The 15211-nt window shown below is 43.8% G+C and carries 10 protein-coding genes; 5 read left to right on the top strand and 5 right to left on the bottom strand.

The window, feature by feature from the left end:
* Positions 1-98: 98 nt before the first annotated feature.
* Complete coding sequence (locus LG34_RS15330) at positions 99-395, bottom strand: hypothetical protein (RefSeq protein WP_109216841.1); 297 nt, start codon at positions 393-395, stop codon at positions 99-101.
* A 319-nt stretch (positions 396-714) separates the two neighbouring features.
* Between LG34_RS15330 and LG34_RS15325 the strand changes: the two genes are divergently transcribed.
* The 5 genes from LG34_RS15325 (at position 715) to LG34_RS15305 (ending at position 8548) form a co-directional block, all read left to right on the top strand.
* A complete protein-coding gene (locus tag LG34_RS15325) occupies positions 715-3915 on the top strand; it encodes a thioester reductase domain-containing protein (RefSeq protein ID WP_109216840.1) in 3201 nt (1066 codons plus the stop codon).
* A 3-nt stretch (positions 3916-3918) separates the two neighbouring features.
* Positions 3919-4836, top strand: a complete 918-nt coding sequence (locus tag LG34_RS15320; RefSeq protein WP_109216839.1) for an acyl-CoA dehydratase activase-related protein — start codon at positions 3919-3921, stop codon at positions 4834-4836.
* Positions 4836-5984 (top strand): 2-hydroxyacyl-CoA dehydratase, encoded by a 1149-nt coding sequence (locus LG34_RS15315; protein ID WP_109216838.1) that lies wholly within the window; start codon positions 4836-4838, stop codon positions 5982-5984. Before LG34_RS15320 ends, LG34_RS15315 begins: the two co-directional genes overlap by 1 nt.
* Positions 5981-6940, top strand: coding sequence for an acyl-CoA dehydratase activase (locus LG34_RS15310; RefSeq protein ID WP_109216837.1), 960 nt, complete (start codon positions 5981-5983; stop codon positions 6938-6940). The genes LG34_RS15315 and LG34_RS15310 overlap by 4 nt, the downstream gene beginning before the upstream one ends.
* A gap of 384 nt (positions 6941-7324) precedes the next feature.
* On the top strand, positions 7325-8548 hold the full coding sequence (locus LG34_RS15305; RefSeq protein ID WP_431602624.1) for an IS256 family transposase: 1224 nt from the start codon (positions 7325-7327) through the stop codon (positions 8546-8548).
* A 254-nt stretch (positions 8549-8802) separates the two neighbouring features.
* Here LG34_RS15305 and LG34_RS15300 read toward each other — a convergent pair whose 3' ends face one another.
* The 4 genes from LG34_RS15300 to LG34_RS15285 all read right to left on the bottom strand — a co-directional run.
* Positions 8803-9390 carry a DUF6465 family protein gene (locus LG34_RS15300; RefSeq protein ID WP_109216835.1) on the bottom strand — a complete coding sequence of 196 codons (588 nt, stop codon included), beginning with the start codon at positions 9388-9390 and terminating at the stop codon, positions 8803-8805.
* A gap of 228 nt (positions 9391-9618) precedes the next feature.
* Positions 9619-10923 (bottom strand): 3-phosphoshikimate 1-carboxyvinyltransferase, encoded by a 1305-nt coding sequence (aroA, locus tag LG34_RS15295; protein WP_109216834.1) that lies wholly within the window; start codon positions 10921-10923, stop codon positions 9619-9621.
* Between the two features lie 17 nt (positions 10924-10940).
* Positions 10941-13421 carry a transglycosylase domain-containing protein gene (locus LG34_RS15290; RefSeq protein ID WP_109216833.1) on the bottom strand — a complete coding sequence of 827 codons (2481 nt, stop codon included), beginning with the start codon at positions 13419-13421 and terminating at the stop codon, positions 10941-10943.
* A 326-nt stretch (positions 13422-13747) separates the two neighbouring features.
* A partial coding sequence (locus LG34_RS15285; protein ID WP_347486825.1) for an MATE family efflux transporter occupies positions 13748-15211 on the bottom strand: 1464 nt, incomplete at its 5' end.

Here is a 15211-nt window from a genome sequence, read left to right as displayed (position 1 = left end):
ATTGGCTCCCACCACTGATACTAGCTTGTTTCTCACCACCTATAGAGGTTGGAGTCATCTCCCATCTGATATAACAGCTCCCCAAAAGCAACTCCGCATTAATCCAGTTCATCACTTGTAAATAAAAGTTCCAGCACACGACGGCTCTCCTCCCACAAAGGCTCGTCTTCCTGTGGAAAATAATCAATGATCTCGATCAGATCTTTGTTTCGATTCAGGAACTCCAGCATTTCCATGGAAACATTTTTTCCTTCATCCCACAACCGTTCATATTCCGCGAAAAATTCCAGATACATCTCATACATGTCATTCAGATCTTTCCCCGGAAACAACTCATCTGTGCGCTCCTGTGCTTTCCTGATTCTTGTCTCTTTGTCCATGTTTTTTTGTTTCATATCATACCTCCATACATTTGTATTAGCTGCCTTGTCTTCAGGCATAACATTCCTTTACTTTTTAATTATATTGCAATACCAACATTATACTATATTTTATGTTTATTAATCTATAATAAAATTGTAAATTTTTATTTTTCATCTTGCAAAAAAAGACACAACAAAGAGTTTATACTTATTTAACTTGATTCAACTCATAGAATGAACTATTATAAAGCTAAACTATCTTATATAATATGTATAAGATAAAACCCATTATTTATATAGGATAACACTTTCTGAAATCCATCAGAAAAACAGAGGAGCAAAGTATATCATTATGAAAAAAATAACCTCACTCATTGACATTCTTTCCGCGCAGACCGAAAAAGCTCCGGAACGTGTCATCTACCGTTTTCTGGAATACAAAAACGGCGAATGGGACATGCAAAATATCACAATGCGTGCCCTCTACCATAAATCATTGGAAATTGCGTACATGCTGCGCAAAAAAGGACTCCGCCCTGGTGACCGGGCGGTTATTTTCAGTATGCAGGATTATGGTACTACTTATGCGATCCTTGGTTGTATGATGGCAGGTGTCACATTCACCGTCATCCCACCGCCACTGGACGAAGGAAAAGTAGCACGTTTTATCTCTGTGCTGAAATCCTGTCAGCCGAAAGCGCTGATTTCCAACTATGCCATGGAACAAGAATCCGGTGTCAGCATCACCGGCCGTCTGATCCGCGAGGCATTTACCAGTGTCATCCGTTTAAAACGAATCTACACGGATCGTCTAACTCCATACAAACGAAAAGACGTGATCGTGGAAGCAACGGAAAACCGTCTGGTTTACCTGCAGTACACTTCCGGTTCCACCAGCGCACCAAGAGGCGTCCGCGTCACATGGAAAGCACTGATGAAAAATCTGGAACAGTGTCAGGCATGCTACGATTTTAACAATGGTACCCTTGGTACCTGGGTTCCGTTTTTTCACAATCTGGGACTGGTCGTTACGATCTGTATGCCGATCTGCACCACCAATGCCTGTGCTTATTTTCTCTCTACGTTACAGTTTCTGGAAAATCCAAAGCTGTGGGTAAAAATGCTGCATGATTTCAATCTGACTCTGACTGTCGGACCAGGTTCTGCCTTTGATGCATGTACCCGTATTTTTACACCGGAGGAAGCAGCAAAATATCCACTGACACAGGTAACTCATTTTATGAACGGTTCGGAATTTATCAGTGCCGAAACCGTGGAAAAATTTTCCGAACTGTTCCAGATTTCCCCGAATGCCATGGCACCGGGCTACGGACTGGCAGAAAATGTCTGTCTTGCAACCTTTGCCAGTCAGGATTACCGTGTATTAAAGCTGGATTATGAAGCATATCAGAAAAACCGCGCGATCGTTCTGGACGAAGTTCCGGAAGGTACACAGGTCAAAGAAATTGTCAGTGTCGGTAAACCAGTCAAAGATCTAACTGTGGTCATTGGCAATCCCAAAACCAAAAAAGTATATTCAGACCTGCATATCGGAGAGATTTTTATTTCCGGTGACAGCGTAGCAAACGGCTACTGGGGCACTTTAAAAGAAAATGCTAATTTCCGCGTCAAACTGGAAGACTATGATTGTAACTTCTATAAAACAGGTGATCTTGGATTTTTATATGAGGGGCATCTGTATATCACTGGACGAATCAAGGAAATGCTGATCATCAACGGACACAATATCTTCCCAAGTGATCTGCAGGCGCTGATCATGCAGAAAGTACCAGCGCTTGCTACAACCTCCTTTGGATTTTTCTCCACGAATAACGGAAACAAAGAACAGGTGATCGCTGTCGTTGAATCCAAACCAGAAGAAGATTTCCAGAAGCGGGTCAGTCAGATCAACGCAGCTGTATCCGCGCGCTTCGGCTTCTCCTTCTATGACATTATTTTTGTTCCAAGAGGAGCAATCCCGCGTACAGACAACAGTAAACTGCAGATGTTAAAAGCAAGAGATCTGTATCAGCAGGGAAAATTAAAAATTCTCCACAGCAGCCATGCATACCGCACTGGCAGCTCAGAGACAACAATCATTGATAAGTCCATTGACAAAGCAGATGAGATTCTGCTGCAGGTAAAAGCTGTCTTTGAAAAAGTGCTGAACATCGAACAGTACAGCCTGACAGATTCCTTCTTAGAGCTTGGCGGCGATTCCCTGATGGGATTTGAGCTGGTAAGTAAAATTGAAGAACGGTTCCATGTAAAACTGGATCTACGTGAAGTACTGCTGGATTCCTCCGTGTCCGGTGTTGCTAATTATGTACGCCGCACATTAGCCGGTGCCAAAGGAGCTTCCAAAGCAGTCGATCTGGAACAGGAATGTAACCTTGATGCTTCCATTGCGCCGACAAATGCTTACACAGTGGCTCCACAGGATTGCAGAAATATTCTGCTGACAGGTGCTACCGGATTTCTGGGAGCTCAGCTGATCCGTGCGATCCTGACGCAATATCCGCATGACGGACTGAATCTGTACTGTCTAGTACGTGCAGACTCCGAAGAAGCCGGTCTGGAACGACTGATCAACAACATGATCCATTACCAGTGTTGGGATGAATCTTACCGCGCATTTCTGCATCCGGTCATTGGTGATCTCTCCACAGAGAAATTCGGTCTTTCCGAAGAGCTGTGGCAGGAGCTGACAGAAAAAATTCAGGTGATCTACCACAACGGTGCTTTGCTGAATTTTGTGTTCCCGTATGAGTTTTTGAAAGAAACCAACGTACACGGAACCGTGGAAACCCTGCGCCTTGCCTGCGCCGGTCAGCCAAAATATTATCACTATGTATCTTCCTACAGCGTTTATGATACGCCAAATAACAAGGGCAAACGGGTCTATGAAAACGATCCGCTGAACACCGCTCACGGCTTCTCCCTTGCATATTCTGAGACAAAATGGGTATCAGAAAAACTGGTAGGAATTGCACAGAAACGCGGACTTCACACTGTGATCTATCGTCCTGGCGATATCACTGGTGCTGCCAACGGCATCTGGGAAATGGATGACATGGTCAGCCGTATGATCGTCGGAACGATCCAGATGCAGGCGATCCCACGCACAAGCTACTGCATGCATATGACGCCGGTAGATTTTGTGGCAGATGCGATCTGCTGCATTTCCCGCAAACCGGAAGCCATGGATCAGGCATTCAATCTGGTCAACCCGGAGCCGGTTCCGGTGAAAAAGGCAGTTTCTTATATCCGCGCCTGCGACTATCCAGTCCGTTATATTTCATTCCCGGCATGGAAAAGCAAATTAAAACAGGCGGATGCATCAGAAAATGCCCTGACCCTGTTAGCCTGCCTTTTTGAGAGCGGTACTGACGCCAACCCTGGTGTCCTGCGCCACTTCATCGGCAAAGACACGGTCTATGACTGTACCAAAGCAAATCTCCTGCTGAATCAGTCCGGCATCAGCTGCCCACCGGTGGATGAAAAACTGTTTGCCGCTTACCTGAATTATTTTAAAAAGAATGGATGTATATAAAATATGAAAATCGGAATACCACGGGCTTTACTTTATTATCGTTACCATGTTCTCTGGGAAACTTTTTTCCGGGAACTTGGTCACGAGACCATTGCAAGCCCACATACAAATAAGACACTTATGGATGCAGGCAGTCACTACGCCATCGACGAAAACTGCCTCTCCAGCAAATTATTTTTCGGTCATGTCTCCGCACTGGAAGGAAAATGTGACGCAGTCTTTGTTCCGCGTATCGCAAACTACGGAAAAGACGGCGTGATGTGCTCCCGTTTTGAAGCGCTGTATGATATGGCAGCCAACACTTTCCGCGATCATGATATTAAATTTATCACCTGCAACGTGGATCTTCAGCAGAAATGTCCAGAGGAACAGGCTTACATGATGCTGGGTGTTTCCCTTGGAGCTTCAGAAATCCAGGCAAAAGAAGCTTATCAGAAAGCATATGCCGCATGGCAGAAAGCACATGAGAAACATATTCAGGAAGAGGAAGCAAAACTGCACGATGACCGCATCAAAATCCTTGTCGTCGGACACAGCTACAACCTCTACGATGAATATATCGGAAAACCGATCATGAAGGGAATCGAACAGCTGGATGCCGTTCCGATCTGTTCCGATGCCGTAGATTTAAAACAGGCTCAGACGGATTCCCTGAATATCTGCAAAGCCGTTCCGTGGATCATGAACCGCGAGCTACTTGGATCGATTTCCAAATATCACAACGATGTGGATGGTATTATCCTGCTTACCGCATTCCCGTGTGGACCTGATTCCATGGTCAACGAGATGATCATCCGCCGGATCAAAGACCGCCCGATCCTGAACCTGCTGCTGGACAGCCAGGACGGAAACGCCGGTATCGAAACCCGTCTGGAAAGCTTTATTGATATTATCCGTTTCCGAAAGGAGGCACGTCTGTAATGCCGGAAAAGAAATATAAACTCTGTTACCCGCAGTTGGGAAACTATGACATTCCGATCCAGTACTTTGTAAACAACGGTCTGCATCTGGAATATCTGGCTCCGCCTGCCATGACAAAACGAACCATTGAACTTGGTGCAAAATACAGTCCGGACTTCGTCTGTGCACCATTCAAATGTATGATGGGCTGTTACATCGAAGCCTTAGAGCAGGGTGCCAACGTTCTGATCCAGACCGGCGGAACCTGTCGTCTGGGCTACTACGGTGAACTTCATGAACAGATATTAAAGGATATGGGATACGATTTTGACATGTTCAATCTGACTCTCTTCCGCTACAAAAATCTGATTGGCATGTTAAAAGGCATGAGACAGTTTGCCCCAAATGCATCCATGCTTCAGATGGTAAAAGTGCTGCCTGCCACTGCCAGAATGATCACCGTTATCGATAAAGTGGAAGACAACTACCGTCAGAACATGGGATTTGAAATTGAAAAAGGCTCCTATGATAAAGTATACAACCGTTTTCTGGCACAGCTTCGCAAAGCAAAGGGATTAAGGGATGTCAACCGCATTTACAAACAGACCATCGCAGATTTTGATGCTATTCCGAAAAACAAACCGGAACATCCGCTGCGTGTCGGTGTGGTCGGTGAATATTTCACCATTATGGATCCTTATTCTAATCATGAAATTGAGAAAAAAATCGCACAGATGGGTGCGGAAGTACATCGCTGGATGAACCTTTCCAACAGTGTGCTGCTCTGTCCGGATGAGGGAACCCTGAAAAAATTAAAAGGCTACCTCACCTACGACCTGTACAAATTCCCATCTTCCCTCTGGGTCAATATCCAGAAAAAGCTTTCCAGCAAATACACCAAATTTGACATGGGAAGTTCCAGTATCTCCACCATCGCCCTGGCAGAGCATTATGCCGAAAAAGGCTTTGACGGACTGGTTCACGTAAAATCCTTCGGTTGTACACCGGAGATGGATGCCGTTCCGGTACTCCACAACATCAGCTCCGACTACAAAATCCCGGTGCTGTACTTAAACTATGATACTCAGACCAGTGATACCGGTATCGAGACCAGACTGGAAGCATTTTATGATATGATCGCCATGAGAAAGGAAGTAACAGAATCTTGAAAAAAGCATATTTAGGAATTGACATCGGATCTATTTCCACCAAAGGTGTCATTATCGATGAAGAAAAAAACATCCTCGCTGGAATTTATCTCTGGACGGAGGGAAATCCGATGGGCGCTGCAAAAAAAGTAATCGCAGCCCTTGGAGAAAAAATTGATCAGAATGAATATAAAGTCGTTGCTGCCGGAACAACCGGAAGTGCCCGTAAACTTGTCGGCGCTATGTGCAACGCCAGCATTGTAAAAAATGAGATCACGGCACACGCGGTTGGAACCACAACCCTGCACCCGGATGTCCGCACCATCCTTGAGATCGGTGGACAGGATTCCAAGATCATCTGTGTGGAAAACGGTGTCGCTGTGGATTATGCCATGAATACCCTGTGTGCTGCCGGAACCGGTTCTTTCCTCTCCAGCCAGGCCCGTCGTCTTGGTGTGGAAGTAGAAGAATTTGGAAAAATCGCTCTTGGAAGTAAAAATCCAACTCCGATTGCAGCCCGCTGCACCGTATTCGCAGAGTCCGATCTGGTTCACAAAATCCAGATGGGACACAAAAAAGAAGATATCATTGCCGGTCTGTGTAATGCCGTTGCAAATAACTACTTAAACAATATCGGAAAAGGTAAGAAAATCTTTCCGCCAATCGTATTCCAGGGTGGTGTTAGTAAAAATGAAGGCGTTGTAAAAGCCTTTGCAGACTCTCTGGGAGAAGAAATCATTGTAGATGAAAACGGACATCTGATGGGATGTTACGGTGCTGCGATCCTTGCACTCGGATGCGGCATTGAGAAACCGTTCAGCTTTGATGTGGCAGATATGGAATTTGTGACACGAGAAGTTGTATGTCCGAATTGTGCAAACCATTGTGAGATCATCTGCGTTTACCGCGATGGGGAACTCATTGATTCTTGGGGAAATCGTTGCGAACGTGGGGAAATCAAACAAGGCCAAGATTAGGGTGGCTTAAAATTTACCAAATTTACTTTTAATAAAAGAACGTCTGTATTTTGTCTCAGTCGCTAACAATCGCTCCTCGAGAAAAAATACAGACGTTCTTAATTTACACAGTGATATGAATTGGTAAATTTTTGCGCCACCCTGCACTTCGTGTCACAACGTAAGGGTAAGCAGTGTGGTTTAAACTCACAGACAAAAAGAAAGGGACTCTGGCTATTTTTTCTTGTCCAGCGATTGTTAGCGGACAAGAAAAAATAGCAGAGTCCCTTTTCATGAGACTGTAATTAATTCTGTGTAAACTCTAAAAGAGCTATATACCCTCTTGGATTGATGTTAAAATAAATATCAATTCAGGAGGATTTTTTTATGGCACGAAGAAGAAAAATGGATCCGGAACGCAAAGCGTTCATCAACAGCTTGTTGGAACACTATCAACCAAAGGATGCTCAGGATATCCAGGACATGCTGAAAGACCTGTTAGGCGAAACGCTGCAAGGTATGTTAGAAGCTGAAATGGATGATCACCTTGGATATTCCAAGTATGACTACAAGAACAAAGAGACAGACGATAGCCGTAATGGTTATAGTCCTAAAACTGTCACCTCTTCAATGGGAACGATTGATCTGGATATACCACGAGATCGAAAGGGAGATTTTGAACCGCAGATTGTGAAAAAGAATCAGACAGATATCTCAAACATTGAAGATCAGGTACTTTCTATGTATGCAAAAGGAATGACGACAAGAGATATCTCCGCTCATCTCAAAGATGTTTATGGTGTGGATGCATCCGCAGAAATGATATCACATATGACAGATCGAATCCTTCCTATCGCAAAAGAATGGCAAAACCGGCCGCTGGAAAGAAAATATGCCATTGTTTTTATGGATGCGGTACATTTCCATGTTCGGGAGGACAATCGAACGGTAAAAAAGGCAGTTTACGTTGCCATAGGTGTTAAACTGAACGGAAAACGTGAGGTCCTCGGCATGTGGGTAGGAGAAAATGAAAGTGCAAAATACTGGTTGTCCGTCCTCAACGAGATAAAAAACCGAGGTGTAGAGGATATCATGATCGTATCTGTGGATGGATTGACCGGATTCGGGGATGCGATTCATGCAGTATTCCCACAGGCGGAGATCCAAAGGTGTATTGTGCATCAGATTCGTTATTCTACAAAATTTATCTCTTACAAAGATTTAAAACCCTTTATGGCGGATTTAAAGCTGGTTTACAAAGCTGATACAGAAGATCTTGCACTCACAGCCTTGGAAGATCTGGAAGAAAAATGGGGCAAAAAATACCCTGCTTCCATTGGATCCTGGAGAAATAACTGGACACAATTATCCACATATTTTAAATATCCATCTGAGATACGTAAATTAATATACACTACAAATTCCATCGAAAATTTTAACCGCCAGCTACGCAAGGTTACGAAATCCAAGACTATTTTTCCGACCGATGATGCACTTTTCAAGATGCTCTATCTGGCAATGATGGATGCCACAAAAAAATGGACCGGAAAGGCTTGGGACTGGGGTCTGACACTGGATCAGTTATGCATCTATTTTGGGGATCGGATCCAGCCAGAGGATATCGATTAAGCACAGATTCAATCGCATATCAAGGGTAAATAAACGCCCGATTTTCTCGGGCGCCCTTGACATGCCATAGAATCCATGCTACTAAATAAACAACAGGCTGAACAGCAAAGTATGCCATTCAGCCCATTACATTATATTTTTGTATTCTATAAACCTATGATTTTATCATCAATCTGAGAGGTTTACACAGAATAATTTACACTACCCTTTTCATAACTTACATTTTAAACCACGCAATTACCCGAAACCAGATATTAGAAATCTACGCGACCAGTATACTGGTCATTGATTACATAGTAAGCTGCATCCTCTTCCGGTTTCAGATACATAGTAATTGTTTTTACTGCTACGCCACCCTCTACAGAATTGAACTGTGCAATTGCACGCTCTGTTAATTCAGCCTCATCAAACTCTTTACCAAGATACTGTAATACGATCTTCTTGGTCGGTTTTCTTGTTACTCTTTTCTTAGTCTCTGTTTTTACAGCATCCGCTTTTGCTTTTACTGTTTTCTTTGCTGCTGTAGCTTTTTTCGTTGTAGCAGCTTTTGCTTTTGTAGCTGTCTTCTTTGCAGTTGTTTTTGCTGCTTCTGCAGTTTTCTCAACAGTCTCAGCCGCTTTTTCTACTGCTTTCTCTGCAGTCTCTTTTACTTCTGCTGCTGCCTCAGTAGCTTTCTCTACAGTTTCTTTCGCTGCTTCTTCCGCTTTTGCTACTGTCTCTTTTACAGCTTCTTTTACTTCTACAGCTTTTTCCTCTACAACTGCTTTTGTTGCCTCAACTTTCTGAGCTGCTGTAGTTGTTGCCTTTGTTGTATGTACATTTGATGTCTTTCTTCTTGCCATGATAATTGTCCTCCCTCTGACATTTTCGGCATGTCTGCACGATTGCTGACCAATGCCAATTCATAATACCTGATTTTGGATTTCTGTCGATATTATTTAGAACTATTTCTTCTTATATCGTTTTGAATTGTACACCCATTCCCAGATTCTGTCAACAAATTAACAATTTACTATCTTTTTTCAGATCACCACTCAAATGTCATACACATTATAACAAGGACATCTATATTACTGCTTATTCAACAAGCCATCCAGCACCTCAAAGAAGTTTTCAAATGTTTTTTTACAGCATCCCGGATTTAAAATCTCAATACCTTCTGCACCAAGTCCCATCACAGCAAATGCCATGGCTACCCGGTGATCCTCAAAGGTTTCAATCTTGCAAGGCTGTGGCTTACCCGGATGGATGCACACCCAGTCATCCCCTTCTTCACAGGTGATTCCGGCATTTCTCAGATTCGTTACGATTGCATGCAGCCGATCACATTCCTGCCCGCGGATATGTCCCACATGTGTGATTTTTACCGAAGATGAAGCATATGGCGCGATTGCCGCCAACGTCAATGCCTGATCGGAAAAATCGTTCATATTCACTTCCAGACCTTTTAATCCATCCACTGGACCTGTCAGACGGATTCCATCTGCTTCTTCTGTCAGACTGCATCCCATCTGCTCTAATAGCTTCAGGAATTTCATATCTCCCTGCATGCTGTCCCAGTGTACATGCTTTACTTTTGCACTGCCGCCGCTCATAGCTGCTGCCGCATAAAAGTAACATGCTCCGGATACGTCCGGTTCGATCTGATACTCTGTTTTCTGATAACCATCAAATGGTGCTACTGTATAATCGCAGCCGTCAAATCCTGCTTCCACACCAAATTCCTGCATCATCTTCCTCGTAATACGAATGTAGGAACCATCCTTTTTCTCGCTGGTAATATGGATTCGTATGCCGTGTGGAAACATCGGCGCGATCAGCAAAAATGCACTTAAAAACTGTGTACTTGTGCTGATATCCAGATTCAGCACCGCTTCCTGCTCCAGACTCCGTATCTGCGCTCCTGCTCCCGTGATGCGCACCGGAAGATGCCATGCCTCTCCCAGCCATTCCACGGATGCACCAAGACTGATCAGCGCCTCAAAAAGCGGCTGCATCGGACGTTTCTGCATCTGTTCCGATGCGTTGATCACAAAGGTTCCTTCCGATACGCCCAACATTGCCGTCAGAAAACGTGCTGCGGTTCCCGCACTTCCCACATGAATGGAACCAGCCTGCACCGGAAGGACACCTCCACATCCTTCCAGTTCAACGGTATGTTGTCCTTCATCGATCCGTACATCATATCCCAGTGACTGCAGGGAACTCAAAAAATGTCTGGAATCATCACTGAACAACACACCATGCAGATACACATGACCTTTGCAAAGTGCTGACAGTAATAATGCACGGTTTGTAATACTTTTAGACCCCGGAACCTCTACCGTCCACTGCGCCGGTTTTTTTAATGATCTTACCCTATAACTATCTGCCATTTCCTTCTCCATCCAATTTACTGATTCGCGTCTGTACCGGTTGTATTGCCGTCATTTGTTGTGGAACCGCCAGTAGTATCGCCGGTACTTCCACCCGTATTGTCACCAGAACTATCTCCTTTATTGTCACCGGAAGTATCGCCTGTATTGCCGCCCGTATTATCTCCGGTATTGGAATCGGAAGAATCCGGAATATTGCCTCCATTGATACCATCCGTCTCAGAAGGAATATTTCCATCAATACCTGTATTGTTGTTATTATTCTGATCGCCTTGATTTGTATTATTCTGCGTCTGATCAGCCTGATTTGTTGTGTCGTTCTCTGCCGGTGCACTGGAATCGGAGTCATCAAAATCATAAACCTGATCCTTGCTGCCGGATGAATGCCTTGTGTCCAGATCAAAATCTTTTGCATCCAGACCTTCTGTCATGAAAAGCATCGCTTCTTTCCAAACTTTTGCCGGATAAGAATGTCCCCAGATTTTCTTCGTTGCACGCTGATCGTCATATGCTACATAAACAGAAATCGTATAATACGGTGTATAGCCACAGAACCATCCGACTTTGTTTTTATTTGTTGTACCTGTTTTTCCTGCTGCTTCAACATCAGAAGCGCTGTCCCAGTTCAAATCTTCCGCAGTACCACGCTTTAACACACCAGTCAGAATGTCTGTCATCTGATCTGCTGCAGACTGGCTGTATACACTTTTGCTGGTTGGATCTTCATAAATCTCGTCACCATTGGAATTCAAAATAGAAGAAATACAATCTGTCTGTGTATACTCACCATGATTCTCCAGAGTATAGTATGCATTTGCCATCTCAACGGTATTGACACCGTTTGTCAGACCACCCAGAGCAGCACTCAAATTATAATCATCCGATACTACAATTCTGGAGAAATTCATATCCTCTACATAGGAAAGTCCGACCTTTGGTGTAATCTCATTAAACAGAGAGTACGCACATCCATTGTAACTCTGCTCTACTGCCCGGCGTAAACTGTATTTCGTTCCACCCATTTTCTTAATTTCTGCTGAAGTAGATTTCTTTGCACTGGATACATCAATCTCTGTCAATGTAGAATTTGCTGTATACCCTTCTTCCAATGCCGGTGTATAAACTGCCAGCGGTTTAAAAGAACTTCCCGGCTGCATATAACTCTGGAAACCACGGTTCAGAGAATAGGTCTGCTGAATGGCATCCTGAGAACGTCCACCGATGATTGCTACTACTTTTCCGGTTTCGTTGTCAATGACTGTCATAGCACCCTGCAGTGCATAAATGCCTGTGGATTCATCCACCTCATCATCACTTTCCAGCTGTTCATTCAGAACTTTCTGCAAGCCCTTCTGCGCATCCAGATTCATGGTGGTAGTTACCTTATAACCGCCTGTATACAATTTATGTTTTGCCTGCTTGTATGCTTCGTCATAATAATTGGTGTATGTTTTATAATCCTCATCGTCATCAAAATGATACTGGAATTCAAACCCATCCAGCTTCATCAGATAACGTACTGCACAGTTAATTGCATAAGTTACTTCATAATTATAGAAGTTGTCATCTTCATCACTGACTGATGCTACAGAAATATTCTCTCCTAAAGCAGATTCGCCATCTTCTTTTGTAATATAACCACACTCATACATATCTTCCAGAATCTTATTTCTTCTGGCAATCGCATTTTCACTGTTTCTCAGTGGATTATAGTATTCCGGTCTGTTTGGAATCGCACACAGATATGCTGTCTCGGACAGGGACAGATCATTGACAGACCGTCCAAAATATTTCTGAGACGCATCTTCCACGCCGTAAATACCATTTGCAAAACAACAGCTGTTGCAGTAAAACTCCATAATCTGCTCTTTACTGTATTTTTTGTTCAGTTCCCATGCAATAAAAATCTCTTTGATCTTACGGGATAATGTCTTTTCGTTGGAAAGGAACGTACCACGCGCCAGCTGCTGCGTGATCGTACTTGCACCTTCTGCCACCTGTCCTCTTGACTTGACGTAATTTAAACAGACACGGACAATTCCCTTGAAATCCACACCACTGTTCTTCCAGAAAGTACGATCCTCAACTGCCACAAATGCATTGACTACATCTGCCGGAATCTGATCGTATTCCAGATAAGTGGCATCCACATCTTCTGACAAAGCCGCCAGCTGAGTGCCGTCATCGCTGTAAATATAAGAAGTCTGTGCCAGACGGAACGTCTCCGGTGTACTCTCATCTACCAGTTCCTTTGCCTCTTTCATGCAGCCAAACAGTGTCTGTCCGGTTGCCTTCTTCAGCATCACATTTCCACCGATAAACAGTGCCAGGACCAAAACTGCCAGAATAATGAAAAAATTTCTCAACCGGCGCATGTTGTCTTTTTTCCGGGCTACTTTCAGTCGCTTCTGATACTTTTCTTCCGAAACCGGATTCTTCTTTTGCTGCTGCTTGACATATTTCACATGTGATTTTATTTTCTTTTTCTTCGTTGCCATACATTAACTCCTTTCGGGGATTTTCAGTACTTCGTAAAAATGTGTCTCGTATTACAAGCATGCTAATATGATTTTGCTCATTATTTCGTGATTTCATCACTCAATCACTTCGCCGTTCGCCAAAAGTGATCAAGCTCCCTATGGCTCTCTTGCGCTCATTATATCATAAGCAAAACCGGCTTATGATCAACATTCGCCGGTCGTCAATCATGCAAGCATGTTGACTCTCTTGCGCTCATTATATCATACATTTTCACTGGCGTTTCTTAAGATATCGTGATTTTACTTTTAAAATCATAGGAAAACTTATTTTATCTTATCTCTTTTTATGCGTCTTCACGCGTCAGCTTCTTCACCCACTTATAACTGCGGAAATGGAGGAACGTCGGCAATCCCTTAAATACCTGATCGGACTGGATCATAATAACAACGCCGACAACAGACCAGTGCCACCAGAACGCACTCATGAAGGACAACGGAATAACGATTGCCCAGGTACTGATCATGTTCATCATCATTGTAAATTTTGTATCTCCGCCGCCACGGATGATTCCCATACTTACCGGCATCTGATAGGACATTCCCACCATAATAAAACTCATAACGATGATCAGCTGATCTGCCATCACCAGTGCAGAATCATTCAAGTTGTACAGTGTCAGCAGCGGTTTTCTCAGTAAAAACAGCGCCAGTCCCAATGCCGCACCGATCAGCACATCGATGACTGCCAGTGTACGTGCATCCGATTTGATTCGTTTCATATCTCCACGTCCAACGGCAGAGCCGATCATAACTGCTGAGGAAGATGACATTGCTACAACGATTACCTTCAAATACTGATAAAAGGTAGTAGCTACGGAGTTTGCAGCGATCGCATCAGAAGAAAGATGTCCAAGGATCGCGGTCTGGAACGGTACGGAGATCGCCCACAGCACCTGAGATAACATAACCGGAATCTCTACCTTTGTATAATCCTGACGCAGTGCTGCATCAAATTTCATAAAGTTTTCGCTGAACAATTTTAATTTTTTATCGACTTTCAGCATGTAGATCACAACAATTGCCAGCTCAACAATACGTGCGATCAGTGTTCCGATGGCTGCACCGCGGATTCCAAGCTCCGGTGCGCCAAAACGTCCGAAGATCAATACATAGTTAATGCCAACGTTTACGATCAGGGAAACAATTGAGATATAGAACGAAATCTTTACAGTTTCCACACAACGCAGCGCCGCCATCAGCACGTTTGTAATAATAAACAGCAGGAAAGTATACTTGATGATACCAAGGTAAGATACACCCTCTGCAATGATTTCCGGATCATTGGTAAAAATAGATACCACCTGATGTGACAGGAAGGTGCAGATCAAAATGGTAATAATTCCACAGATCAGTCCCAGTTTTAACGCGATACCAGTCAGTTTCCGAATTGGCTGCATACGCTGCTGTCCCCAGTATTGGGCACCCAACACGACAAATCCCTCTCCGATTCCAAGAGTGATCTGCTGCACCATAAAGAAAATCTGGTTGACCGTCGCTGCGCCGGACAATGCATTCTGGCTGTAACTACCCAGCATAATGTTGTCTGCCATATTGACACTGTATGCCACAATATTCTGTAACGCAACAGTAATCAAAAGCGGAAACAACGTACGGTAAAATGTTTTGTCTTTTGTAAAAAAGCTCTCTTTTGTTTTCTGTCCCATTAATTTATGTACTCCTTTGATACTTCTATTCTGCCCATATTCAAGTCGAACGCACGTGAGACTTGGTGCGTGATTCTGGTCAGC

This window comes from Eubacterium ramulus (assembly GCF_003122485.1).
Lineage (GTDB): Bacteria > Bacillota > Clostridia > Lachnospirales > Lachnospiraceae > Eubacterium_I > Eubacterium_I ramulus_A.
The sequence above is the reverse complement of the archived record's forward strand: the minus strand, read 5'-3'. Positions and strand labels throughout refer to the sequence as shown.

Bases quoted from the DNA above. Each gene is read 5' to 3' on its own strand.
- aroA (WP_109216834.1), bottom strand. From the start codon at position 10,923: ATGGCAGATAGTTATAGGGTAAGATCATTAAAAAAACCGGCGCAGTGG.
- LG34_RS15290 (WP_109216833.1), bottom strand. From the start codon at position 13,421: ATGGCAACGAAGAAAAAGAAAATAAAATCACATGTGAAATATGTCAAG.
- LG34_RS15315 (WP_109216838.1), top strand. From the start codon at position 4,836: ATGCCGGAAAAGAAATATAAACTCTGTTACCCGCAGTTGGGAAACTAT.
- LG34_RS15330 (WP_109216841.1), bottom strand. From the start codon at position 395: ATGAAACAAAAAAACATGGACAAAGAGACAAGAATCAGGAAAGCACAG.
- LG34_RS15325 (WP_109216840.1), top strand. From the start codon at position 715: ATGAAAAAAATAACCTCACTCATTGACATTCTTTCCGCGCAGACCGAA.
- LG34_RS15320 (WP_109216839.1), top strand. From the start codon at position 3,919: ATGAAAATCGGAATACCACGGGCTTTACTTTATTATCGTTACCATGTT.
- LG34_RS15305 (WP_431602624.1), top strand. From the start codon at position 7,325: ATGGATCCGGAACGCAAAGCGTTCATCAACAGCTTGTTGGAACACTAT.
- LG34_RS15300 (WP_109216835.1), bottom strand. From the start codon at position 9,390: ATGGCAAGAAGAAAGACATCAAATGTACATACAACAAAGGCAACAACT.